Origin of the sequence: Salinicoccus albus DSM 19776, assembly GCF_000385175.1 — a bacterium.
In the GTDB taxonomy this organism is placed as follows: Bacteria; Bacillota; Bacilli; order Staphylococcales; family Salinicoccaceae; genus Salinicoccus; species Salinicoccus albus.
In genome coordinates, this window is the sequence record NZ_ARQJ01000026.1 from 94,475 (window position 1) to 118,231 (window position 23,757).

Annotated in this window: 21 protein-coding genes; 2 read left to right on the forward strand and 19 right to left on the reverse strand. The window is 43.4% G+C overall.

Going from position 1 to position 23,757, the window contains the following annotated elements; translation table 11 throughout:
* Positions 1–44: 44 nt before the first annotated feature.
* Positions 45–704 carry a hypothetical protein gene (locus G343_RS0106450; protein ID WP_020007306.1) on the forward strand — a complete coding sequence of 220 codons (660 nt, stop codon included), beginning with the start codon at positions 45–47 and terminating at the stop codon, positions 702–704.
* Between the two features lie 67 nt (positions 705–771).
* On the opposite strand, the gene G343_RS0106455 is transcribed toward G343_RS0106450, so the two are convergent.
* On the reverse strand, positions 772–1,842 hold the full coding sequence (locus G343_RS0106455) for a PQQ-dependent sugar dehydrogenase (protein WP_020007307.1): 1,071 nt from the start codon (positions 1,840–1,842) through the stop codon (positions 772–774).
* Positions 1,843–1,993: 151 nt separating this feature from the next.
* Between G343_RS0106455 and menC the strand changes: the two genes are divergently transcribed.
* Positions 1,994–3,133 carry an o-succinylbenzoate synthase gene (gene menC / locus G343_RS14375; protein ID WP_020007308.1) on the forward strand — a complete coding sequence of 380 codons (1,140 nt, stop codon included), beginning with the start codon at positions 1,994–1,996 and terminating at the stop codon, positions 3,131–3,133.
* An 18-nt stretch (positions 3,134–3,151) separates the two neighbouring features.
* Here menC and G343_RS0106465 read toward each other — a convergent pair whose 3' ends face one another.
* The 18 genes from G343_RS0106465 to ptsG all read right to left on the reverse strand — a co-directional run bounded on the left by G343_RS0106465 (position 3,152) and on the right by ptsG (position 23,735).
* Positions 3,152–3,784 carry a LysE family translocator gene (locus tag G343_RS0106465; protein ID WP_020007309.1) on the reverse strand — a complete coding sequence of 211 codons (633 nt, stop codon included), beginning with the start codon at positions 3,782–3,784 and terminating at the stop codon, positions 3,152–3,154.
* Positions 3,785–3,842: 58 nt separating this feature from the next.
* A complete protein-coding gene (locus G343_RS0106470; RefSeq protein ID WP_020007310.1) occupies positions 3,843–4,694 on the reverse strand; it encodes a metallophosphoesterase in 852 nt (283 codons plus the stop codon).
* A gap of 91 nt (positions 4,695–4,785) precedes the next feature.
* Positions 4,786–5,769 (reverse strand): Gfo/Idh/MocA family protein, encoded by a 984-nt coding sequence (locus tag G343_RS0106475; protein ID WP_020007311.1) that lies wholly within the window; start codon positions 5,767–5,769, stop codon positions 4,786–4,788.
* A 72-nt stretch (positions 5,770–5,841) separates the two neighbouring features.
* Positions 5,842–7,080: a hemolysin family protein gene (locus tag G343_RS0106480; protein WP_020007312.1), complete on the reverse strand. Its 1,239-nt coding sequence runs from the start codon at positions 7,078–7,080 to the stop codon at positions 5,842–5,844.
* 193 nt (positions 7,081–7,273) lie between these two features.
* Positions 7,274–7,486 carry a copper chaperone CopZ gene (copZ, locus tag G343_RS0106485; protein ID WP_020007313.1) on the reverse strand — a complete coding sequence of 71 codons (213 nt, stop codon included), beginning with the start codon at positions 7,484–7,486 and terminating at the stop codon, positions 7,274–7,276.
* A gap of 29 nt (positions 7,487–7,515) precedes the next feature.
* Positions 7,516–7,818: a metal-sensing transcriptional repressor gene (locus G343_RS0106490; protein WP_026366302.1), complete on the reverse strand. Its 303-nt coding sequence runs from the start codon at positions 7,816–7,818 to the stop codon at positions 7,516–7,518.
* A gap of 85 nt (positions 7,819–7,903) precedes the next feature.
* Positions 7,904–9,982 carry a copper-translocating P-type ATPase gene (locus G343_RS0106495; RefSeq protein ID WP_020007315.1) on the reverse strand — a complete coding sequence of 693 codons (2,079 nt, stop codon included), beginning with the start codon at positions 9,980–9,982 and terminating at the stop codon, positions 7,904–7,906.
* Between the two features lie 119 nt (positions 9,983–10,101).
* Positions 10,102–10,272, reverse strand: coding sequence for a hypothetical protein (locus G343_RS15370; RefSeq protein ID WP_020007316.1), 171 nt, complete (start codon positions 10,270–10,272; stop codon positions 10,102–10,104).
* A gap of 104 nt (positions 10,273–10,376) precedes the next feature.
* Positions 10,377–11,618, reverse strand: a complete 1,242-nt coding sequence (locus G343_RS0106505; protein ID WP_020007317.1) for an MFS transporter — start codon at positions 11,616–11,618, stop codon at positions 10,377–10,379.
* 307 nt (positions 11,619–11,925) lie between these two features.
* A complete protein-coding gene (gene prpD, locus G343_RS0106510; protein ID WP_020007318.1) occupies positions 11,926–13,338 on the reverse strand; it encodes a 2-methylcitrate dehydratase in 1,413 nt (470 codons plus the stop codon).
* Positions 13,338–14,255, reverse strand: a complete 918-nt coding sequence (gene prpB / locus G343_RS0106515; protein ID WP_020007319.1) for a methylisocitrate lyase — start codon at positions 14,253–14,255, stop codon at positions 13,338–13,340. The genes prpD and prpB overlap by 1 nt, the downstream gene beginning before the upstream one ends.
* 12 nt (positions 14,256–14,267) lie before the next feature.
* Positions 14,268–15,767 (reverse strand): tripartite tricarboxylate transporter permease, encoded by a 1,500-nt coding sequence (locus tag G343_RS0106520; RefSeq protein ID WP_020007320.1) that lies wholly within the window; start codon positions 15,765–15,767, stop codon positions 14,268–14,270.
* A 12-nt stretch (positions 15,768–15,779) separates the two neighbouring features.
* Positions 15,780–16,226, reverse strand: coding sequence for a tripartite tricarboxylate transporter TctB family protein (locus G343_RS0106525; RefSeq protein WP_020007321.1), 447 nt, complete (start codon positions 16,224–16,226; stop codon positions 15,780–15,782).
* 24 nt (positions 16,227–16,250) lie between these two features.
* Positions 16,251–17,234 (reverse strand): tripartite tricarboxylate transporter substrate binding protein, encoded by a 984-nt coding sequence (locus tag G343_RS0106530; RefSeq protein WP_020007322.1) that lies wholly within the window; start codon positions 17,232–17,234, stop codon positions 16,251–16,253.
* A gap of 144 nt (positions 17,235–17,378) precedes the next feature.
* Positions 17,379–18,038, reverse strand: a complete 660-nt coding sequence (locus G343_RS0106535) for a response regulator (protein ID WP_020007323.1) — start codon at positions 18,036–18,038, stop codon at positions 17,379–17,381.
* Between the two features lie 2 nt (positions 18,039–18,040).
* The gene (locus G343_RS0106540; protein ID WP_020007324.1) at positions 18,041–19,633 is read right to left on the reverse strand and encodes an ATP-binding protein; all 1,593 of its coding nucleotides are present in this window, start codon (positions 19,631–19,633) and stop codon (positions 18,041–18,043) included.
* Positions 19,634–19,793: 160 nt separating this feature from the next.
* Entirely contained in the window at positions 19,794–21,578 is a 1,785-nt protein-coding gene (locus G343_RS0106545) for a S9 family peptidase (RefSeq protein WP_020007325.1), read from the reverse strand.
* 123 nt (positions 21,579–21,701) lie between these two features.
* On the reverse strand, positions 21,702–23,735 hold the full coding sequence (ptsG, locus tag G343_RS0106550; protein WP_020007326.1) for a glucose-specific PTS transporter subunit IIBC: 2,034 nt from the start codon (positions 23,733–23,735) through the stop codon (positions 21,702–21,704).
* Positions 23,736–23,757: the final 22 nt, after the last annotated feature.

The window sequence follows — 23,757 nt, forward strand, 5'->3', positions numbered from 1 at the left end:
TAAAATTTGTGTATGGTACAATTTTATTAAAGGATGTGTTAATAATGGAAATGTTTGGTGTGTTTGCCGGAATAGCAATTATCGGTATACTGCTGATATTGTTCTTTCTTTTACTTGGGCTCATCAAATGGCTGCTCCAGGGCTTCTTTCTCTTCAGAACAGCTGAGAAGAAGAACCTGCACCTTCCGTTCATGGGCTTTATCCCGTTTGGTACTTTCTACCTTGGCGGCCAGATGTATGGTGGCCATGTAATCTCCAAAGACCAGTTCAATCCGAGACATATCGGTTTAGTCTTTGCAATCGCAGGTCTGGTCATCTACTTCTTGGGGCTGTCCATCGGCGACGTGGCGATCAGTTATATACTGATAGAGTCAATCGCTTTTATCGGTATCTTTAAAGCGTACACGAAAAATACTGTTGTCGCGATACTCCTCGCGCTATTAAACGTCATTACTGTGGGGATTGCAGCAATCATCATCCTCTTCCTCTACAGCCGTTCAATTGATGATGAAGCAGCAGAAACAGTGGGGGCGCCTTTGACACAAAGGGATTTTGAAAAACCATACGAAGATATGGCCCAGTCGTATACTGAAGAACGAAATACAGATGTGAGCCAATCAGAAACGGGATCTGAAGAATCAAACACAGACACAACACAATCACAAAGTGATTCTGAAGAATCAAACGACGATAGCAGACAATAAGATAGGACACAAACACTAAAAGCTGGAACTTAAGTTCCAGCTTTTTCCTGATGAATAGGGAAACCACCTAATTTTCAAGTTCGAATGATATCAGACGATCGTCCGTTCCCCCCGGATTTCCTCTGCCGTCCGTATTATTTGTCAGTGCGTAAAGGGTGTCATCTGCAATATGAATATCTCTGAACCGGCTGCCTTCATCATAAAAAACCGCAGATTCTACGGATTCAATATCATACGCCATAATACTTTCGCCCGCCAGCGTTGCAATGTACAGTTTTCCATTGTGATAATCCATTCCGGAAGGCGCCCATGTCTCTTCGGCTGTGTGGTAAATCGGCGCTGTCATTCCATCTTCTTCTTCATCACCCTGCACGATCGGCCAGCCGTAATTATTCCCCGGTTCGATTAAATTGATTTCATCATGCGCATTATCTCCATGCTCAGTCGCATACATACGTCCCTCATCATCCCACGTCATTCCCTGCGGGTTACGGTGCCCATAACTGTACACTGCATTATCGAACGGATTATCTTCAGGGATGGAACCGTCCAAATTCAGCCGTAATATCTTCCCTGCCAGGCGCTCTGTATCCTGACTTAAGTCACCATTTCCTGCATCACCCGTAGTGACATATAAATAACCGTCCGGACCGATCTGCATCCGGCCGCCATTATGGACGGATGAACCTGGTATGTTTTCAATAACGACATCGTTCTCGACCCATGACTCCCCCTCCCTGCTGAGTTCAACGACGCGGTTCTGATATTCATCTGTCTCATAGGAATGATAAAGAAAAGCCCTGTCCGAATCCTCTGGATGGCGCAGAAAACCGAGCTGCCCGCCCTCACTTTGGGAGACTACCGGGGTGGAAAGATCCAGATTCTGTTCCATTTTACCCTCGTCGTTTACCAGCACCAGACCGCCGTCCCTGTCAGAAACATAAAACCCATTTTCGGCCGCCTCAATCATCCATGGTGAATTGAGATTTTCCGCAACGGCTGCCGGTTCGGAGTCAGAGACACTTGAAGTCTCTTCATCTGTCGATTCTTCGGCCTGTTCTTCAGTTTCTTCAGGCATGTTCTGACAGGCGCTCAAGAATAAAAAGAAAACCACTGGAGCAATATAAAGTTTATACATCATACACCTCTTCCCAATCTGGTTATGTCCTATCAATATATTATTAATTGGCAGAAAATTCAAATTTATCGTATATGTTGTTTAAATGGCATATCCATAAATGAAGGTATATAATTAAACCTACGCAGCATATAGTTAGAGGAGGATATTAATGAATATTAAAGAAATCAAAATGCATCAGCTGGTGATGAACTTGAAGAGTCACTTTACGACGAGTTTCGGCAGCCAGCAGGAACGCTTCATCACCATTATTGAAGCTGTTGATGATCAGGGCGTATCCGGTTTCGGGGAATGTGTGTCGGGAGAAGATCCATTATACTCTGAAGAGTTTATGGATGCATCTTTAATTGCGATGAAAAAATATTTTGGCCCGCTTGTCATCCACAATACGATCAACCATCCGGATGATGTTTGGGAACTGTTCAAGCCTTTCAAAAGAAATAACATGTCCAAAGCGGCCATTGAGGGGGCTGTGTGGGACCTTTATGCCAAACAGCAGCAGCAGCCCCTGGCTGATGTGATCGGCGGTTCCAAATCTGAAGTTGATGTCGGCGTTTCTCTTGGACTTGAAGATACTGATAACGCCCTGCTGGAGAAGGTCGGTGAGAAGGTTGAAGAAGGCTACAAACGCATCAAAGTGAAGATCAAACCCGGCCGTGATGTGGACATGGTCCGCAAAATCAGAGATAAATTTGGAGATATTCCTTTAATGGTGGATGCAAATTCTGCATATACCCTGGATGATATCGAGGTTTTAAAAGAGTTGGATGCATTTGACCTGATGATGATTGAACAACCGCTTGCTGCAGGAGACCTGATCGATCATGCCAAACTGCAAAAGCAGCTCACGACACCTGTATGTCTGGATGAAAGCATCGATTCCTATGAAGCAGCAGCTGGCGCCATAGAGCTTGGCAGCTGTGAGATCATCAACGTTAAAGTCGGCCGGGTCGGCGGTATTACACAATCCATAAAGATCCATGATCTTGCACAGAAGCACGGCATCCCGCTCTGGTGCGGCGGCATGCTTGAAGCCGGTGTCGGCAGATTCCATAACGTAGCAATTACCACTCTGCCCAATTTTACATTGCCGGGTGATACAGCCTCCTCAGGCAGATATTGGTATGAAGACATTACCACGCCAGAAGTGATCGCAGAAAATGGTGTCGTCACTGTCATCGACAAACCGGGGATCGGCGCGGCTGTTGATTTTGACAAGATGCAGCAATACCTGAAGAAAACCGAAGTGATTACTGAGGCGGATAAACCTGACATGATCTTTTATGATTAGAAACGCCCGGGCCTGTCCTTATTCTAATGCTGTCCGGATGCCAAAAAGTATTAATACTGCCCCTGCCCCTTTTGCCAGCCATTTTTGGAAAGTCATGCTTTTAAGCCATCTTTTCATTATATTGACAAGTTCCACGACAAGCAGGAACCAGACGGTGGAAATACCGATCAGAATGCCTGCCAGTATGATAAGCTGCTGATTTTCCCCGACACCGCTGCCCACAGTCATAAACTGCGGCATAATTGTGATATAAAGCAACAGCACTTTCGGATTCAGTATATTGCTGAGGAACCCCTGCATGAAGGTATTCTTGATGGAGGGGTTCGCATTCTTTCTTTTTGTTTTTCCTTTCAGATCATCCATTGAAACAAGCTGCCCGGCTGTGATACTTTTTATTCCGATATAGATTAAGTAGGCAGCACCGGCGTACTTAATGATACTGAACAGGACAATGGAATTAGCGATGACCACCGCCAGCCCAAGTACGGCGATGATTGTCCAGAACAGGTGACCGAGGACGATTCCTGCAATGGTCATCCGTCCGGCATTACTGTTGAAAGTTAATGTGTTTTTCATAATGATCATTGAGTCGGCACCAGGCATCATCGCAAGCACAGCGACTACAGTGATATACGCCCATAGATTATCCATACATACACCACCTATTGTATATTAATATTATAATAACATCATTCAGTGCAGTATGGAATTAATGATCTGTGCTCTTTAATTCCACAACGATGAGTTCTGGGTGGTTGAACACTCTGAAGGGAAACCTGGAATTGCCTATTCCCCTGCTGACGAACATTGTAGTTCCATCTTTACTATGGCTGCCTTCAGTAAATTTTGGGAAAATGCCCTGCTGGGGCGAATACAGGGCTTTAACAAACGGCAGCCTGATCTGCCCGCCATGCGCATGACCTGAAAACACAAGGTCAATTGGATGCCGGATATACATCTCAAACAGTTCAGGACGGTGTGACAGCAGAATTGTAAAATCACCGTCACGCCCGATTGAAATCATTCTTTTTTTTATAATCTTATCGAATATGTCAGCAACCAGCGGATCATTTTCATCACCGTAGAACCACAGATCCTCCATGCCGAAAAGATTGATATATTCATCGCCGTGATAAAGACGGCATCGTTTTCTGCTGATATTTTTGACCCCGGAAGCTTCTATCTCTTTATGCAGCTTTCTATACTTCTTGTAATGCGCTTCATGATTGCCCGTGACGTAATATGTCGGCAGCATTTCAGCCATTTTGTTGAGAAAATGAACAGCGCGTTTCAGATTTGGTGTTCTTCTGTCAATGATGTCACCGGTAAAGAAAATGACATCACCCTCAGCTTCTTCTATTTTCCTGAGCAGATTTTCAGACTTCCTGCCAAAATACGAATTATGAAAATCAGATACATGGATGATTTTATATCCATCAAAACTTTTTGGAATTCTGTCCGATTCAATCCTGTGATGTGCCGTGGCAATATCTTTATTCTCTTTATATAGAAATCTTGCACACGCAACTAAAAATCCAACAAATACGGGAGAGATTCTCATAATTTTACCTCAAGTTTTTAATTTAATTTATGAAATTGAATGTAACATGTAAAGCACACCCTCCGAGTGATTCATTCAGATGGATGTGCGCTTATTTTTCATCAGCAGGATAGAAGATACCTGCACTTTTACGCGCTGCCTCAAAGTATTTCATCACCGTCAGCGAATGATTCAGCAGCCTGAGTGACTCCTCATGATCCGCTTCATCCATTATCTTCGCAAACGTTTCTACTTCTGCAACCATATTATTCTCATTCTGTACTAAGTCTACTGTTTCAACTTCGCTGTCTGTATGAATTTCCACAACATCCATCGTATTGGCGGCGCCTTTCACATGGATAAAACCCTTCTCGCCCTGAATCAGTATAAAATTTTCACTCGAAGTGTCTTTGGAACCGACACATGTAGCGAAGAAATTGTCATAATCCAGCACGCAGACACCTGATGTATCCACCCCATTTTCATGTTTGTTGGCTGTATAAGATATTCCATTCGGTGCGCCAAACAGCTTCATAACAAAATGGAGATTGTATATATTCAGATCAGCCAGTGCGCCACCTGAAAATTCCAGATTGAAGACATTTGTTATTTCACCATTCTTTAACTTATCGTATCGGCTGGAATACTGTGAATAAGTGGCCTGCACAACTTTTACGCTCCCTATATTCTCAAGGTTCTCCGCCACTGCTTTAAAATGAGGAAGATGAATGCCTGTGATCGCTTCAAACAGGAACAAATTCTTTTTCCTGCTGAGTGCAATCAGTTCTTCCAGCTCCTTTAAAGTTGAAGTGAACGGCTTTTCACAAATCACATGTTTGCCATGTTCAAGTGCGAGCTTCACATAATCGTAATGCAGACTGTTCGGTGAAGCGACATAGACAGTGTCGTATGCATCATCCGAAAACATTGAATGTATATCTGTATAAGTTCTCTTCACACCATGAGCATTTGCTAAATTCAGGGCTTTATCTTCACTTCTGGAATACACAGCATAAACGTTGACACCATCTATCCGGCTGACTGAGTTCAAAAACCGCTCGACGATGACACCTGTCCCGATTGTTGATATTTTCATATAGATTCACTTCTTTCATTCAGTTTTTTCACCAAACCTAAAAAGAGTGATGATTATACATATGACTGATCATCATTCCTGCACCGTTTCGTCTCTTTCAATATGCACTTTACGTATCATTCTGTCTTCCATTTGCCGGACAGTAAAAGTGAATCCTTCATTCTTCAGCACATCCCCTTCAGCGGGGAAGTCATTGAATTCCTTGAATAAGTACCCAGATAAAGTATCTTCCCCTTCAGGAATATTACTGCGGAACACGGTATTCAGTCTGTGCAGTGTGATTTTACCATCGCAGATGATATCTTTATCCGTCATTGATTCGATTAAGGTATCATTACCCAGGTCTGTCTCATCCTCAATTTCGAAACCGAGCATCGCTTCAATAATATCTTCATGGGTTAAAATCCCTTCTGTCCCGCCAAATTCATCGATGACGATCGCCATATGCCTTCTTTCCTTTGTCATTTTCCTCAGCACGAATTCCACAGGTTGAAATTCATGGATAGTAATTGGTTCAGTATCACTATATGACATTAGAGTGCCTTCAGGCGTGACCGACCACTGAAGCAGATACTTGGAATGGAATATGCCAATGATATCATCCATATCTTCACCGTATACAGGATATCTGGTGAACATATTATTGATCACACTGTCACGCACTTCTTCATACGATGCGTCTTGCGATATTGCCTCCATTTCTGTCCTTGGAGTGGTCAGGACATCCTTAACATTCAGATTCCTGAAATCAAGCACACCCCGGATCCGGAAGGATTCATCCCGGGCAAACACACCTTCGGAATCGGCAATTTCAACAATTGTACGCAACTCATCCTTAGAAACTGAATACTTTTCTGCCTCCCCTTTTGAAAGGAAATCAGTAATTCCGTCAGTAATCCAGTTCAGCACTACAGTCACCGGTTTGAATACAAACATAAAGAAACCAATGACAGGAGCGACGATCAATGAGATCCGGTCCGGGAATGCAGCTGCTATAGATTTTGGGATGACTTCTGCAACAAGAATAATCGTAACCGTCAGCACTGCAGATGCTACTGCAACACTTATGCCGTAATCGATTGCCATTGCCGTCACCAGAGTGGGCAGCAGAATATTCGCTATGTTATTTCCAATCAGAATTGTTGTAATGAACACACTTGGGTTGGTGACCAATTTCAGTAATTTTTCAGCCCGTCTGTCCCCATTGTCAGCAAGGGAACGCAATCTCGTTTTATTCACTGCTGTCAGCGCAGTTTCACTTCCTGAAAAGAACAGTGATGTAAATAACAATATAATGATCGCAATGATCAATTCTTTTCCTCCTCAAATTAACACCGTATCTCAATCAATTATAAACGATTGTAGTGTTTCTACTCTAACATTTTACAGAGGAAATTTTAATTACATTGGATTACTGGAATACATATTGGACACACAACCTTTAATTGTACATGAATTAGAATAAAAATGCGGAGATTGTCAATAACAACCTCCGCAATATCATTTATTTGCCTGCAACGTCGTACCCTTGTTCTTCAATCGCATCGTTCATTGATGAGTCAGTCACTTTCGAATCATCATACTCCACGTTTACGTTATTTTCATCCAGGTTCACATCTGCCTTTGATACACCGTCAAGGGATGAAAGTGCGCCTTCTACAGAACTTTTGCAATGGGCACATGTCATCCCCTGTACATCTATTGTTTTTTGTGCCAAAATATTACCTCCTAAATTTTTACTTTATATTACTTGGAGAACTGCTTGAGCACTGCCATGAGTTCCTCGATGGAATCATCGCCTTCGCCCTTGTTCACTGCATCAGTCACACAGTGTTTCATATGCCGTTCCGTGACTGAATATCCGACATTTTTCAATGCGGATTGTATGGCACTGATCTGCACCAGAATATCCACACAATAACGGTCTTCATCAATCATATTCTGAATGCCCCGCACCTGTCCTTCTATCCGCTTCAGACGGTTCATCACCTTTTCCTTCTCTTCTTCCGTACGTGGTGTCACTGTATGATCTTTTAAAGATTCAACCATATTGTTCACGTCCCCATATTCGTATGATGATTCCATTATACCCCTTAAGGGTATAAAAGTCAATGGAATAACAGGCCTTAAGCAATCATTCAATCCTGAATCTCCTGAGCAGCTGGGCGTTGATGGCAACGATGATGGTACTCAGACTCATGAGGACGGCACCGACTGCCGGACTGATCACGATGCCGACGGGTGCCAGTACACCTGCGGCAAGCGGAATCGCCACAATATTGTATCCGGAGGCCCAGATCAGATTTTGAACCAGTTTGCTGTAGGTTCTCTTGGATAATCTGAATATGCCCAGCACATCCTTCGGATCACTATCGACCAGTACAATATCTGCGGATTCTACAGCGATGTCCGTACCAGCACCGACAGCAATACCCAGGTCAGCTGTAGCCAGAGCTGGTGCATCGTTGATACCGTCTCCAGTCATTGCGACCTTAAGCCCTCTTTCTTGAATTTCTTTTATCTTGGAAGCTTTTTTATCCGGAAGCACTTCTGCGTAAACTTCGTCGATGCCAATTGTTTTCGCTACATAATTGGCAACTTTTTCATTGTCCCCGGTAAGCATAATTGCTTTTATACCATGATCATGCAGCGTTTTCACGGCTTCTTTAGAGCTTTCTCTGATGATATCACTCAATGCAATTGCACCTTCGATGTGTTCGTCAATAAGCAGAAAAACGACTGTTTTCCCTTCTTCAGACCATTTTTGGAATTCAGTGTCATCAAAAGTCAACGCTTCATCAATGACATATCCGGGACTGACCACATGAATTGTTTTTCCTTGAACCTGTCCTTCAATTCCTTTGCCTGTAATAGACTGAAAGTTTTCAGATTCATACAGCTCAATCGCTTTTTCCTGGGCATCATTCAATATACCCTCAGCAATCGGATGCTCTGATTCTTTCTCAACAGCTCCGGCAAATTTCAATATCTCTGTCCTGGATAACTCCCCGAACGTCTGGATGTTGGTTACACCGAATGCTCCCTGCGTCAACGTACCCGTCTTATCAAACACGACCGCATCAGTTTTTCTTGCTTCTTCAAAGTGGGCCCTGTCCTTGATCAACAGACCCAGTTTCGCTGACAGGGAAGTAGACACTGCAATCACAAGCGGGGCTGCCAGTCCTAACGCGTGCGGACAGGTGATAATCATAACCGTCACCATCCGTTGAACCGCTGTATCGATCGGCGCGCCGAGCAAAATCCATACCGCAAATGTGATAAAACCTGCAGCCAGCGCCAGGTAGAAGAGCCATTTCGCTGCCTTGTTCGTAAAATCCTGGGTTTTAGATCTTGTTTCCTGTGCGGACCTGATCATTTCAACCACTTGTGAAAGGTAGGCGTCATCCCCCGTTTTCTCCACTTCAACTGTGAGAGACCCGCCCTTATTGATGGAACCGCCGATCAACGCTTCTCCGGTACTTTTATCAACAGGGACCGATTCACCTGTGATCATCGATTCATCGACTTGCGAAGACCCTTTAGTAATCGCCCCGTCAACAGGTATCTTTTCCCCCGGCTTAACCAGTACTGAATCTCCGTGCGTCAAATCCTGAATTGCAACCGTTTCAATACTGCCGTCATCTTTAAGCCTGTTCGCTTCGTCAGGCATCAATTGAACCAATTCTTCCAGCGATTTTGATGCGCCGCTGATGGAATTCATCTCTACCCAATGGCCCAGCAGCATGATGACAACCAGTGTAGCCAGTTCCCAGAACAGCTGTTCACCCGGCCAGCCGAACACAACCATCGCACTGTATACATAAGCAATGGTGATCGCCATGCCGATCAGCGTCATCATGCCGGGATTCCTGTCTTTCAGTTCAGAAATCGCACCTGTCAGAAACGGCCAGCCGCCGTAGAAAAATATGAATGTGGACAGCACGAGCAGTACATACATATCTCCTTCAAAGCGTAAATCGATGCCCAAAAAGTTCTGGATCATGGGAGATAATAATAGGACTGGAATTGTTACGATTAATGAAATGAAGAATTTCGTCCGGAATTCCTTAACCATATCCCCATGATCGTGACCCATATGACCATTGCCATGATGGTCGTGACCGCTATGATCGTGGTGTTCGTGGTCTTCATTGCCGTGGTGATCTTGATGTTCATGTCCGTCATGGCTATGGTTATCGTGATGACCTTTCATATATATCCTCCTTATTTTCTCTATTTAATCGCATTATACCCCATAAGGGTATTTTTATCAAGAAAAGAATACTCCTGCTGCAAAATAAAAAGCCCAGTTTCCCGGACTTTACTGCTTTCTTAACTTAAATGATTGAAGATACCCCGGACAATCCTCATTATAAAGCCGGCTCCGATAAATATTGCGTCAATAATGAAATCATACCAATGGACGTTGTCATGTTCCTTTCTGCCAGCTGGCGGGTGTTCCTTTTTACGGCGCGTAACCTCCCGCTCGGAATCATGATGCATCTTAACACCATCCTTTCATATTAGCAGCTTCTTTTTATAACAATATACCCCAATTCATTAAATGCTGCCCTTAAATTTTGGCGAAGCTTCTTAATTTTTTGTGACTACTCCCTGGCACGAAGATTTTTGTTTCCCCAAAGCATTACCAAAATAAGTATGCCAGTGACAAACAACAGTCCAATGAATAAGAATAGCCATCCTGTATGATAAGACTGCATATCAACGATAAGTCCAAAAAGTGGCGGACCCATAATAACGCCCCAAGACCCCAGCATGATACTAAAGCCACTGGCAGATCCAGTTTGATTTTCAGGGACAAATTCTGTTACGGCATTCATCCATATACCATTAAATCCGGAGATACAAAAACCAAAGAACAGCACAACTGGTACAAAGATCCAAAATGCAGTACCGACCGGAAGTAGAAATAGAGTGAGCGCAGATACGGAAGATATTATAGATATAATGACTAAGACGATCACTCTATTTCCTCGAAACAATGTATCACTGATTATACCCCAGACAATTCTGCCAACCGATCCGCCGATTTCTGAAATCACGAGTAAAATCCCGGCTGCGACTAATGGAACTGCGTGAACTTCATAGGTGAACAATACGATGTAAGTGTTTAAAATCATTTGTGTGCCATTGAGCGCCATGGCACTGACACTCACCATGAGATAGAGCCTGTTTTTAAGTAATGATTGGATAGAGGCCATCATATTATGAGCCGAATTGGCTGATGGTTTTGATTTTACGGTGCCGGGATCCTCGTACAATCTAAAAACAAACAATCCTGTAACGATTAGAAGTACAGATGTGACCAGGAGGACTGGCCGCCACCCCCATTGAGTGGCCATTGGCAGTAAAACTAAGGCTGCTATTGCAGACCCTGCGGTGACCCCCATCTGCTTGATCCCCATCGCCGTACCGCGCTTTCTTATAGGAAACCAGTAAATGACCCCTCTGTTTGAAGCAGGGTGCATAGCGCCATAACCAAATCCTCCTGCCATGATTAAAGAGAGAATCAGAGGATAGAATGACGATATACTTATTGAAGCAAAACTGATCCCCAAACAAAGGGTCAATAGAATAAGCATGTTTTTAGTGCCGATTCGATCGGATAGAAAACCTGCAGGAATGGATATGAGCGCTTGTCCAAGGAATAGGGCGGCTGGAAGCATTCCAATTTGTGTTTTGGAGAGGGATAAATCTTCTTCAAACAATGGACCAAGTGGCGCAAGACTTCTTCCAACCAATGCCATAAAAACTTGAATGATAAAAAGACAGGCAAGCATTTTCCAGGGTTGATATTTATTTGTCGTGTTAAGATAATCAACTGTCATCTCTTATCCGCTCTTTTCTTAACGAAATTAAAATGGCTGCATATAGAATCATTTCCCATCGTTTATAAAGATGAGGAATTCAAGCTTATTCATCTTTTTACCGGGATAAAAAGAATCCATTTCTAATGCTGGTCCCTTAGCGTTGCATAAACTATCTTTCATTTATCGAGTATGTAACGCTAGCGGACCCCAAATGAATAGTATCATCGATGCTTTTCTAAGAAATCGATTATTGTTTTATATACTTTTATCCCATAAAAAGAGTAGAATATGTTTCATATAACATACTCTACTCTTTTCTTAACTTTTAATCCTTTTGTATATTCCATCTATTCAAAAAATCACATATTTCCATATTGAACAAGGTATTTGGTTCCTCAAATAAGGTGGATAATTCTTCTGCTTTTTGATTTTGATAATAACTGTCCAAATTATTTTTAAATTTCCTGTCAATGATCGGTTTAACTTCGTCCCTTCTGAACTTATGTCCAATGGGATACTCTACTTCAAACCATTCCGTTGTGCTCCTGTCGTTAAACACCAGCTGTACTGCGTTTGAAACTGATCTTTTTTCTTCATCCAGATAATCCCTTGAGTATTGAATGTTTTCTTCGACATTCATTTTATCGATAAGATGATCAATCCCCGGGTTCTGCCTGTGATATTCATCATAATAATACTCCGTTTTTAAATCTCCATTCAGCAACGCGGCTGCAATGATATACTCCAGCGAATGATCTCTGTCTGACGGATTGGTCAGCTGTTTTTTATTCGCAATGATTCTGAGTGCTGATTCATGCGTTTCTATGTTAATGGATTCAATGTCACCCAGTCTCTCTTTATATCTTTTGTTTAATTCCATCGCAGCTTCTGCGCCGGTCTGGGCATGGAATTCTGCAGGAAAATCTGCTTTAAGAAGAATATTATTGACAACGTAATCACTTAAATCCCGCTCCAGATCTATATCATTGCCATTCATTATATTTTTGTTGAACCCCCAGTTCTGTTCACTCAGAACGTCAGGATAACCTTCATTCATTTTCCTTGTTATCAATGACAGTTGAACACCGCGCATTGTTGCGTCACCTGCTGCCCAGGATTTCCTTGCAGTCACATTGGGAGACTGTCTGTAAATTCTTAAAGGCAGACCGTCCGCAAAAACATTCGATATTGTATGCTTGATACCAATGGTCCCCATACCCAATAGTTTTGCTGACACTGCCGCTGTTGCCAGTTTGACGAAGAAAACATGGTCATATCCCTGTTTGTTCAAACTGTTTGACAGAGAGAGCACCCCTTGAATCTCATGGGCCTTGACCATTAGTTCAAGTGTATCCTTAACCGTTATTTTGGACCCCCTGGCAGATACATGATACGCCATCGCTAAAATACCGCCGAGATTATCAGAGGGATGCCCCCACTCCGCGGCAAGAAAACAGTCATTGTAATCCAGCCACCTGACCAGCAATCCGATATTCCAGCTGGCATCCAGCAGGTTCAATGGCTTTTGAGCGCCGGGAACCGGGATGCCTCCATCCGGAAAATGATCTTCTTCAATTGGCCCCATCATTTGCTGACATTGTTTGTTGCTTAAGGATTTTACCATACAGCCCATACTGTCTTTTAAAATCAAATTCGAAATTGTCATTGTACTATCATCAAAAGCGTTATCCCGGTTAACATATTCAGCAATTTCTTCAATCACATTATCAAAATTCACTACAGTTCCCTCTTTTCACCAGGAAGTACCGTACTGTCAATTTTAGAATCCATCTCTTCATACTCATCCAGTTTGATGATTTCATACAGTTCTTTTCTTGTCTGAAGTTCATCCAGCACTGTTTTCTGACTGCCTGTTTCGCGGATCGTCTTATAAATTTGCTCTACATTATATGATGCTGCCCGCAGGGAAGTTACCGGAAAGATTACCATATCAATGCCGATTTCAGAAAATCTGTCCAAACTGATATATTCCGTTTTACCAAATTCCGTCATATTCGCGAGTATCGGTATATCGATTTCCTCCCTTACATCCGCGAAGTCTTCGGCAGTCTTCATCGCTTCAGGAAAAACTGCATCAGCGCCATATTCAGCATATGCTTTCAGCCGTCTGACCATGCTGTCCATGCCTTCAACCGCATGCGCGTCTGACCGGGCAATGATTTTTAACGTGGGGGCCACCCTTTTGATCATCTGGATCTTTTTGATCATCTCTTCCATTGGTATCAGGGTTTTACCGTTAAGATGTCCGCACTTTTTAGGAATTTGCTGGTCTTCGATCTGTATCGCAGCTACCCTTGCTTCCACTAATTCACGGCAAGTTCTGGCCACATTCAGCGGCTCGCCAAAACCATTATCCACATCAACGAGAAGCGGAAGATTAGAAGCCCTGACAATTTCTTTAGCTTTCTGAACAACATCCTCAAGCGTCAGCAGTCCTATATCCGGCAGCCCTTTACTGGCTGAAAGGGCGCCGCCTGAGAGATAAATACTTTCAAAACTTGTCTTTCTTGCCAATAAGGCGCTCATCCCATCATGAGCGCCTATTATTGGAAATGCTTCATCATTTTTTATGCCCGCTGTAAATGCCTCTGCCAATTGCTTCTGACTAAGCGGTTCTTCTACAATCCATGTCATATGTTATCCCCTTTAACTTTCTGTTCTTCCTTTTGAAAGACGGCTGAATAATGCTGGCAAGAAAACAGAAGCCACTGTCAATACTGCGAATAAAATAGATATTGGTGACGCAGTGAGCATCTGCAAGAACCCATCATGACTAACGAAAGCCATCCTGAAGTTCTGTTCCATCATATTACCGATGATGACCGCAAGAATCAGCGGTGCCACAGGAATGTTGAGTATTTTCATCAAGAGTCCAATCACACCGAAAATCATTAATATGAAGAAATCGATGATACTGTACCCAAGTGTATAGGTGCCGATAAAGGCCAGTACAAGAATGATCGGATATAAAATCTGGGGCGGCGTCTTAAGGATTCTCACCAGCAGACCGATCAGCAGAATATTGATTATAACAAGCACAATATTTCCGATGAACAGGCTGTTGATGAAAGTCCATGCAACTTCAGGCTGGTTCTGGAAGAGCATCGGGCCTGGCTGCAGACCGAGCATGATAAGCGCACCAAGTATAACAGCAGTGGTCCCTGATCCAGGAATCCCCATTGTCAGAAGCGGGATGAACGCCCCGACGGAGGCCGCATTATTGGAGGATTCAGGTGACGCAAGTCCTTCAGGCGCCCCTTTGCCAAACTCCTCACCTTTTTTGGAAACCTGTTGTTCTGTAGTGTAACTGATCATGGACGCAATGGACCCGCCCGCACCAGGCAGGATACCAACCAGGAAACCGATGGGTGCCTGGCGGATCATCGGCCAGAATGATCTGCTCCATTGTTCTTTTGTAATCCACGAATTTCCGACATCTTCTTTCATCTGCTGGTTTTCATCTTTGATCACCAGAATGTTATAAAGTACTTCACCAACCGCATAGACACCAATAATCACGACAAGGAAATCAATTCCCTCGCTTAAATGGGGGTTCCCGAATGTAAAACGATACACACCGGATTGTGAATCCACTCCAATGGTTGTAACGATCAGTCCCAAAAGCATGGATACAAAACCTTTAATCATGTTGCCTTTGGATAACGAGACCACTGCTGACAACGTGAATATGAGCAGGAAGAAGTATTCGGCAGGACCAAACTGCAGAGCAAATGAAGCAAGCGGGTTGGCGAGAAAGACAAAGCCTGCAATCGCTACCGTTCCACCGATTAATGAAGCAAGTGTTGCGAGTGTCAATGCCTGCCCGGCCTGCCCTTTCCTCGTCATCGGATAGCCATCGAAAGTCGCTGCGATCGCAGAACCATCGCCTGGAGTATTCAGTAATATGGAACTCCTGGAACCGCCGTACATCGCGCCGTAATATATCGCCCCCAGCAAAATCAATGCGCTGGTGGAGTCCATACCGAATGTAATCGGGATCAGTACAGCCACTGCTGTAGCCGGCCCAAGTCCGGGCAGCATCCCTACAATCGTTCCCAGCAAACCGCCTAAGAATATGAACAATAAGTTCTGGAAACTTAAGGCAGTCATAAATCCTTCAAAAAAACTATTCCAATCTACGCCCATCGTTTCCCCTCCTTATGGCAGACTGACGCTTAACAGTTCGGAGAATGCATACCATGACAGCACTGAAAAAAGGACCGCCACGATAATGTTCGTCAACCATTTACGTCTTCCGTTGATCAAGAATAATAACCCAGTTAAAAATAATAATGTGGAAAATAAAAACCCTATACGTTCAAAAAGGAACGTGTAAGCCAAGCTCAGAAGTAAGACAACAATGACGTGTGTTGTTAATTGCTTATCTTTAAAAACTTCAAATGCTTTAAATGGCTCTTTTCTGTTTTTAAATTCAGAAAAAAGATAAATTATAGACATGCCAAGCAATGCAAAACCTATCAGCAGCGGATAATTCATCGCTGCTGTAGGATTTCCCACATTTGACTCCGGCAGGTTGAAAGTCAATATGAGATAGATTACGGAAATTAACAAAGTAACTGACGGTATTATATATCTGATACTCATCACCCGCTTCTTCATTTTATATATTTAATCAGTCAGGCCTGCAGTTTCAACCAGATCTTCATACATCTGGTTCTGTTCTTCGAGGAATTCACGGGATTCCTCACTATTCATGTAATAGTCCTGCCATCCATTATTTTCCAATACTGTCTGCCAAGCCTCTGTTTCCACCATCTGGCTGAATGTTTCATCCCAATAGGCGACTTCCTCTTCCGTCATATCCGGAGGACCCATGATACCTCTCCAGTGCGGGAAGGTGAAGTCAACGCCCAGTTCCTGCCATGTAGGGATATCTTCAGCGCCTTCAATCGGTTCATCTGCAGTCGTTGCCAGAATCTCGATATCACCGCTCTGATGCTGCTCCAGAGATTCGGAAATGGACATGGTTGCCACATCGGCATGTCCGCCCATTAAGGCAGTCAATACGTCGCCGCCGCTTTCATAGATCATGAATTCCAGCTCTGAAACATCTACACCGTACTCATCCGCAACACGGACAAAGGACAGGTGATCATTATTCCCCAAAGCAGGGCCGACAGCAATCGTCAGTGATTTAGGGTCTTCTTTAAGCCGATCCAGCATATCAATACCGTCTTCAATATCGGAATCGCTCGGAACTGCCGTTGAAATCCACTCAGTTGCCAAAGTTGCGATTGGTGTAAAATCCTCATATGTAAGGTCACTTTGACCGAGAAGATTGTTAGTCAGGATCAAGCTTGAATTGACGGACAGTGAATGGCTGTTCTGATCGCTCAAGTACTGCCACCCAACTTCTCCGCCGCCGCCAGGCTGATTTTCAACATTTATATTCTGTTCTACGAATCCTTCTTCATCCAATACATTCTGCAATGCTCTTGCTGTTGCGTCCCATCCACCGCCAGGTGTTGCCGGTGCAATCAGTTCAACATTTTCATCCGGATAATTTGCTTCTCCAGATGAATTTCCGCACGCGCTGAGTACTAACACAACAGATAGCATCAGAATTGGAAATACTTTAAAATATTTCTTCATTTATAAAACCCCTTCTTAAATTATTTAAAAATTCGCTATATAGCTTGTGTCATATGATAGACACACACGCATTAAATGTAAACGCTTGCAAAATTAAAAATATAAAGAACTTTATGTGATTAAACAACATAAAGTTCACGCATTTTATTTCCTATATATTTTCTCCGGCCGTCCTTTGTCCCCATAGTCCTGTTTTACACTCAGTTTACCCACATTTTTTAAATACTCCAAATATCTTCTGACCGTTGTTCTTGAAGTACCTATATACTCTCCCATCCGGGAGGAGGTCCATTCCCCGTCAACTTCAAACGCGTCTTCAATTGTTTGAAGCGTAACAGGGTCAATACCTTTAGGAAGTGCATCGTGACTATTATCAATCACTTTGCCAAAATATTCATCAACCATCGTCTGATCAATTTCAGCGGTCTCAGATAACTTTTCCTGTTTAACCTGGTAATCATGCACTACTTCCTTTAATTGCTCAAGCTTTACTGGTTTAACCAGATAATACAGCGGCCCAAGCTGCATCAATTTCTTGAATTTTCCGCCTTCCTGAGTCGCAGTAATGACTATGAAATCAGTGTATGGATACCTTTTAGTAATCTTCTCCATGAGTTCATCTCCAAGCATATCAGGAAGATAAACGTCTAAGAGTATCAATTGTATATCCTCTTGTTCAACTAAATCCAAACATTCTCTTGCATCTCTCGCCAAATAAATCTCAATCCCTGACAGATGTCTGTCCAAATATTCCTTATACATTTCAGCTATCCTGAAATCGTCCTCTGTGATTAACAGTTTCAAATTTAACCCCCCTCAGAAAATGGTAATTCAACGATAAATCTGGTGGTTTCTCCATCATTTTTTAGATCAATGTGCCCATCAAGCAGTTCAACATTTGTCATCACATTATAAAGTCCGTATCCTCTGCTGTTTCCTGCTTTTTTAGTAGAAAAACCTTTGGTAAATATTTTACTTGCATCCTTAATTCCAGGGCCGTCATCTTCAACTGCTATTTCGAGCCAGCCGTCAAAATGAGCGATATATAGCTGGACTGTGCTTCCGGAATTCTCAGCAATTGCTTCTATTGCATTGTCGATCAGATTACTCATAATAGTAATCACTTTATTCAGGAAGACATTATCTCTCGTTTCTTCCATATAACTGCCCGGTGCCACCTCAAAATTCACTTGTTTTTCATTCGCTTTATTCATCTTGGCGATGATCAAGGCTTTAATCCGTTCTTCTTTTATGTCCGCAAATTCATTCTGATAGACATCTAAATGATTGATTTCTTCATTCAGGACCTCTCTGATTGAATTATATTTATCCATTTCAAGAAGTCCTGAAATCAAATGGAGCTGATTTTTATACTCATGACTCTGGGCCCTCAGGTCATCAAAGAGTGACTCAACTATATTCAGTTTGTTGGAAAGCGCAGACATTTCAGTCATATCCCTAATGATAAATACATATCCGGAATGTTCAGCTTTTTCGTACAGATTATTAATAATGACAACGATTTCCTTATCGTAAAGTGTTTTCTCAAAATATCTGACATTATCGCCTGTGTCCGGCTTCTCGTTTATCGATTCACGGTCGAAATATGAATATATGTCTAACTCACTGACTTCTGCATCCTGCTCGATGTGAAGGTATTTTTTTGCCGCCGGGTTTAAATATATAATTCTGCCGTTCACATCGGAAGCTGCGATCCCTTCGTTCAAGGATGAGAAAATGTTATCTCTGTTCTTCAATATCATGGTGATTTCCTTTGGTTCATAACCAAGTGTCTCAGATTTTATATATCTTCCGAACCATCTGCTGATAAAGAAGCTGATGACAATGAATATAAAGCTGATTAAAGCCAATTGGTACAGACTGTTCATTATCTGTTGGTGAATCCGGCTTTCAAAATAACCAACCTTTACAACACCCCGGAGCTGACGCGCTTCCTCCCCTGCGTATATTGGTGCCACAGCCACGATCGCCGGCTCACTATACATATCAGTCCGTTCAGTATAAGAAGCACCAAATATCCTTGCTTGATTGTCGTATGTATATGGTTCATTCTCTCCGGTCATGGAAGGGTCTGGATGCGTAATAATCTCTCCGCCCCTGTCTTTGACGATGACAAAATCCACATTATTCTCAAATATGTACTGCTCCACTATATTCTGTATATCCTGATCATCGTTTAATGTCTGCCCATCGATCATTGAAGGGAGATAAGACAACGTCCTTGCCGACTGCAGAGACAGACGTTCAGCATTGTCATGATATTCATTGCCTGAATGATAGATATAAAAAGCAGATAAAGAAATGATAATCAGTGTGATTACACCGATCAATATGCCATTTATCTTTATCTCCAGACTGACATCCAGCAATCTTCTCATCTCACGCCCCCCTTAAACCGTTTTCAATCAATTATAGCAATAATAGTCCGGACGGTGAAGAGCGTACGAACTTGTGTGCTTAAAGATAAAAACACTTCGCAGTATTTTCGACGTCCAGTATAAAAAAAGCCCTGTTCCCAGAGCTATGAAATCGTATCCGTTATTGATGTTTTTGCAGGAAACCCAGCATGGTTTTATACACTTTTATCTCATTTGATTTCTTGGAGAAACCGTGGCCTTCATCTTCGAGTACGAGATATTCAACTGTCCGGCCCTCTCCCCTTAACTTCTCCACAATCTGATCGGACTCACTTTTAACCACGCGTGGATCTTTTGCCCCCTGTATGACGAGCATTGGTTTTGTCATACTGTCCAGATAGGTGGTCGGGGTATCTCTTTCAAATTTCTCCTTATCGCGGACAGGATCCCCGACCCAGCGCTCCATGATGGGTTTCCAATGTTCAGGCACCGTATCATAGAATGAGAAAAGATCCGATACACCAAAGATATCCACGACTGCTTTGAAGTATTCGGGATGTCTGCCGTGAAGCAGCAAGGCCATATATCCGCCGTAACTGCCTCCGACCAGGAACAGCGTTTCCTCAGAAGCGATGCCCTGACCAAACAGCCATTTGATGGCTTCTACATTATCAAGCCGTGGGCCCTCTCCCCAGTCCTGCTCGACCAATTTTACAAAACTTGCCCCATAACCGGTGCTGCCTCTGAAATTGGGACAGAATATATTGTAACCTCGGTTCAACAGCATCTGGAACATTGCCCGGTAAAATTTGCGTTCAGCCGCCTGAGGGCCGCCATGCGGCCAAAATATGGTATAGCCATTGCGATTTCTTTCTTTTGCCCGAAACAGCAGGGCTTCTATCTCCAGGCCATCAAACGACTGATACGTAATTGTTTCAGGATCGACCATCTGCTCTGCTGTGACACCAAGCACCTGGTTTTTAGTAAGCTTTAAAAATCTGCTCGCTGTATATCTCCAGATATTGAACGGTTCGTTGGCACTGCCGCCGAGTATAAACACCTCCCCATTACTAACAGGGACAATTGCACCAATATTATCAAACGGTGTGGGGATCTGTTCAGATGTATGCGACTTCAGATTATAGTGGTATAAGTGATCCACTACCCCTTTTTCCGTAACAATGTACAGTTTGCTGGTATCCTGATTGAACTCGATATCGGTAATCGACTCTTCTCCAAAATCCATTACCTTGGTGAACTTCTTTTCTGTGAGATTATACTTGGCAAGATAAGCGTACTCACTGTCATAATTGGTATCAAACCAGACTTCATCATTACTGACAAAACAAATATTGAACACCGTATGTACCTTTTCCTTTTCAGGTGTAATGTGATGCATTTCTCCATTTCTTTGAACTATGCCCAGTGCATAAGTGTTCGCTAAAAGTTTTATATAGGCAGCTGATTTTTCATCCGGAGATACATCACTGATGAACGTTGCACTCTCCTCACCTTCATGAATAATTTCATGTTCACCGGTCTCAAGATCATAGACACATGAGTTCAGATATTGCTCATTGTCTTTTGAAGTATTGTAATAGATTCTGGTGCCGTCTTTTGACAGCTTCGCAAAATAGTATTTTTCATCCGGCTGACCTGTGATGAGCGGCTGTGGGATGCCGCCTTCAGGCGCGATCGCATAGATCTGATAATTCTCATCCCCGTCATGATCATAGCCTGCCAGTACAAATCGTCCGTTTGGATCATGTTGTACAAAATTCGTGGATTCATTCTTCTCCGCAAACAGATAGGGAAACCGGTCGTTCGTATCCATCGCCCAAATGTTCACCTTACCGTTCAGGTTCGTGCTGAAGAACACCTTCTCACCATCAGGGGTCGCGCTGATACTGCCGATGTTATACGACGTGAAAAACTGTTCCACCGTCGGTTTTGGAAATTCAATCATTGTTTACCCTTCCTTCTTTATTGATAGAATTTTCTCTCTATTAATCGTATACAAATATGATGGTTCACACAATAAAAAGAGGACCGGATCATTTAAAATCCGGCCGCTCTTATACAACAATCACTATTTTATGTTAATGATAATATCTTCGTTTGTTACTTTACCTTTCTCACTGGCAGCAACCTCAGTACCTGCCGGGCCAGTGATGATAATGGGCGTAATGTCACTTTGGGCATTTTCCCTGATATACTCCAAATCCACTTCCATCAGAACATCACCTTTTTTGAACGTGTCTCCGGCTGCGACTTTCAGATCAAAACCTTCCCCTTTAAGGTTGACTGTATCCAGGCCGAAATGGACCAGTAACTCAAGTCCGCTGTCGTTCGTCAGACCGAGTGCATGCTTCGTTGGAAAGTCTGTGACAACTTCCCCATCAAAGGGCGCCTTCACAATACCATTTTCCGGTTTGATGGCGATGCCGTCACCCATCATTTTTTCACTAAATACCTGATCAGGTACTTCTGAGAGATCCACTGCTTCACCTTCAACTGGTGCGTATATATCCTTGCTGCCTTCCGGCATCGTCTGTACTGCCTCTGTATCCTCAGCATCAGACGCTTCCGTCACTGTTGTTTCTTCTGACGAAGTGATATTACCGTCGATGATCTGCTGCATATCATTTTTGATCTGGTCGGATTTTGTACCAAATATTGCCTGCATGTTACTGCCGACCTTCATCACACCGGTTGCCCCCAGTGCCTTCAACTCCGCTTCATCTACTGTCGATGTATCCTGAACTTCAACACGCAGGCGGGTGATGCATGCATCAAGATGTTTGATATTTCCCTGTCCGCCCATTGCGTTCAGCACATTGAACGGGAGTTCCTGCACGGACGCGCCGGATGCTTCTGAAGACGCCGCTTCACGCCCGGGTGTTTTCAGATCCATCATCTTAATTAATGTACGGAACACTGCATAGTAGATCACCGCGTACACTGCGCCAACGATGAGTACCCACCACCATTCGGTACGGTTTTGCAGAATGCCGAACATAAAGAAGTCGATAAATCCGCCTGAGAATGTATAACCTAAATTCAGGTCCAGGAAGAAAAGGATTAAAAAACTCAAGCCGTCAAGCAGTGCGTGCACGACATAAAGGATCGGTGCCACAAACAGGAATGAGAATTCGAGCGGTTCTGTAATCCCTGTCAGGAAACTTGTCAGTGCCCCGGATGCCATGATACCTGCAACATACTTTTTATGTTCAGGCCGCGCTGCATGATACATTGCGAGCGCTGCTGCAGGAAGACCGAACATCATGACGGGAAATTCACCCTGCATGAAGTTGCCTGCGGTCAGTTCGACACCATCCCGCAGCTGTGCGAAAAAGATGTTCAAGTCACCGCGTATAATATTTCCTGCAGCATCTGTATACGTACCAAATTCGAACCAGAATGGCGCATGGAAAATATGATGCAGCCCGAACGGAATCAGCAGCCGCTTGATTGTTCCAAACAGGAATACGCCAAGCGCGGTATTTTCTTCCATCAGCCATAATGAGACTTCATTCAATCCTGTCTGGATCGGCGGCCAGATGACGAACATTGCCAGACCGATAACGAATGAAAACACTGCAGTCACTATCGGCACAAACCGTTTACCTGAGAAGAACCCGAGAAAGTCCGGCAGGCTGATATTGTAATATCTGTTATAAGCCCAGGCGGCCAGAATACCAATGATGATACCACCGAAAACACCTGTCTGTATTGTGTCCACACCCAATACGGTTGCATAAGCGGGATCATCCGCCGCCATTTCAGAAGTTACGCCTGCAACCTGTCCCAGGGTGACATTCATAATCATGTAACCGACAAATGCTGCGATGGCTGCCACGCCATCCCCGCTCGCCAGGCCAACCGCAACCCCAAGTGCAAACAGCAGTGCCAGGTTATCGAATACAATACCGCCGGCAGCTACAAGCATGTTTGATAATGCTACAAGCCAGCCCATTTCAAGGAATGGCATCAAATTGATCATTACATCCGTCTGCATCGCAGTACCGATCCCCAGCATCAGACCCGCTGCAGGCAGAATCGCAACTGGCAGCATAAGCGCCTTACCAATACGCTGAAGCTGTCCAAAAAGCTTCTTGAACATAATATTTATCCTCCTAAGTTTG

Bases quoted from the DNA above. Each gene is read 5' to 3' on its own strand.
- G343_RS0106470 (WP_020007310.1), bottom strand. From the start codon at position 4,694: ATGAGAATCTCTCCCGTATTTGTTGGATTTTTAGTTGCGTGTGCAAGA.
- G343_RS0106490 (WP_026366302.1), bottom strand. From the start codon at position 7,818: ATGGTTGAATCTTTAAAAGATCATACAGTGACACCACGTACGGAAGAA.
- prpB (WP_020007319.1), bottom strand. From the start codon at position 14,255: ATGACATGGATTGTAGAAGAACCGCTTAGTCAGAAGCAATTGGCAGAG.
- G343_RS0106450 (WP_020007306.1), top strand. From the start codon at position 45: ATGGAAATGTTTGGTGTGTTTGCCGGAATAGCAATTATCGGTATACTG.
- G343_RS0106545 (WP_020007325.1), bottom strand. From the start codon at position 21,578: ATGATTGAATTTCCAAAACCGACGGTGGAACAGTTTTTCACGTCGTAT.
- menC (WP_020007308.1), top strand. From the start codon at position 1,994: ATGAATATTAAAGAAATCAAAATGCATCAGCTGGTGATGAACTTGAAG.
- G343_RS0106520 (WP_020007320.1), bottom strand. From the start codon at position 15,767: ATGGGCGTAGATTGGAATAGTTTTTTTGAAGGATTTATGACTGCCTTA.
- G343_RS15370 (WP_020007316.1), bottom strand. From the start codon at position 10,272: ATGCATCATGATTCCGAGCGGGAGGTTACGCGCCGTAAAAAGGAACAC.
- G343_RS0106455 (WP_020007307.1), bottom strand. From the start codon at position 1,842: ATGTATAAACTTTATATTGCTCCAGTGGTTTTCTTTTTATTCTTGAGC.
- G343_RS0106525 (WP_020007321.1), bottom strand. From the start codon at position 16,226: ATGAGTATCAGATATATAATACCGTCAGTTACTTTGTTAATTTCCGTA.
- G343_RS0106540 (WP_020007324.1), bottom strand. From the start codon at position 19,633: ATGAGAAGATTGCTGGATGTCAGTCTGGAGATAAAGATAAATGGCATA.
- G343_RS0106465 (WP_020007309.1), bottom strand. From the start codon at position 3,784: ATGGATAATCTATGGGCGTATATCACTGTAGTCGCTGTGCTTGCGATG.
- G343_RS0106530 (WP_020007322.1), bottom strand. From the start codon at position 17,234: ATGAAGAAATATTTTAAAGTATTTCCAATTCTGATGCTATCTGTTGTG.
- ptsG (WP_020007326.1), bottom strand. From the start codon at position 23,735: ATGTTCAAGAAGCTTTTTGGACAGCTTCAGCGTATTGGTAAGGCGCTT.
- G343_RS0106475 (WP_020007311.1), bottom strand. From the start codon at position 5,769: ATGAAAATATCAACAATCGGGACAGGTGTCATCGTCGAGCGGTTTTTG.
- G343_RS0106495 (WP_020007315.1), bottom strand. From the start codon at position 9,982: ATGAAAGGTCATCACGATAACCATAGCCATGACGGACATGAACATCAA.
- G343_RS0106505 (WP_020007317.1), bottom strand. From the start codon at position 11,618: ATGACAGTTGATTATCTTAACACGACAAATAAATATCAACCCTGGAAA.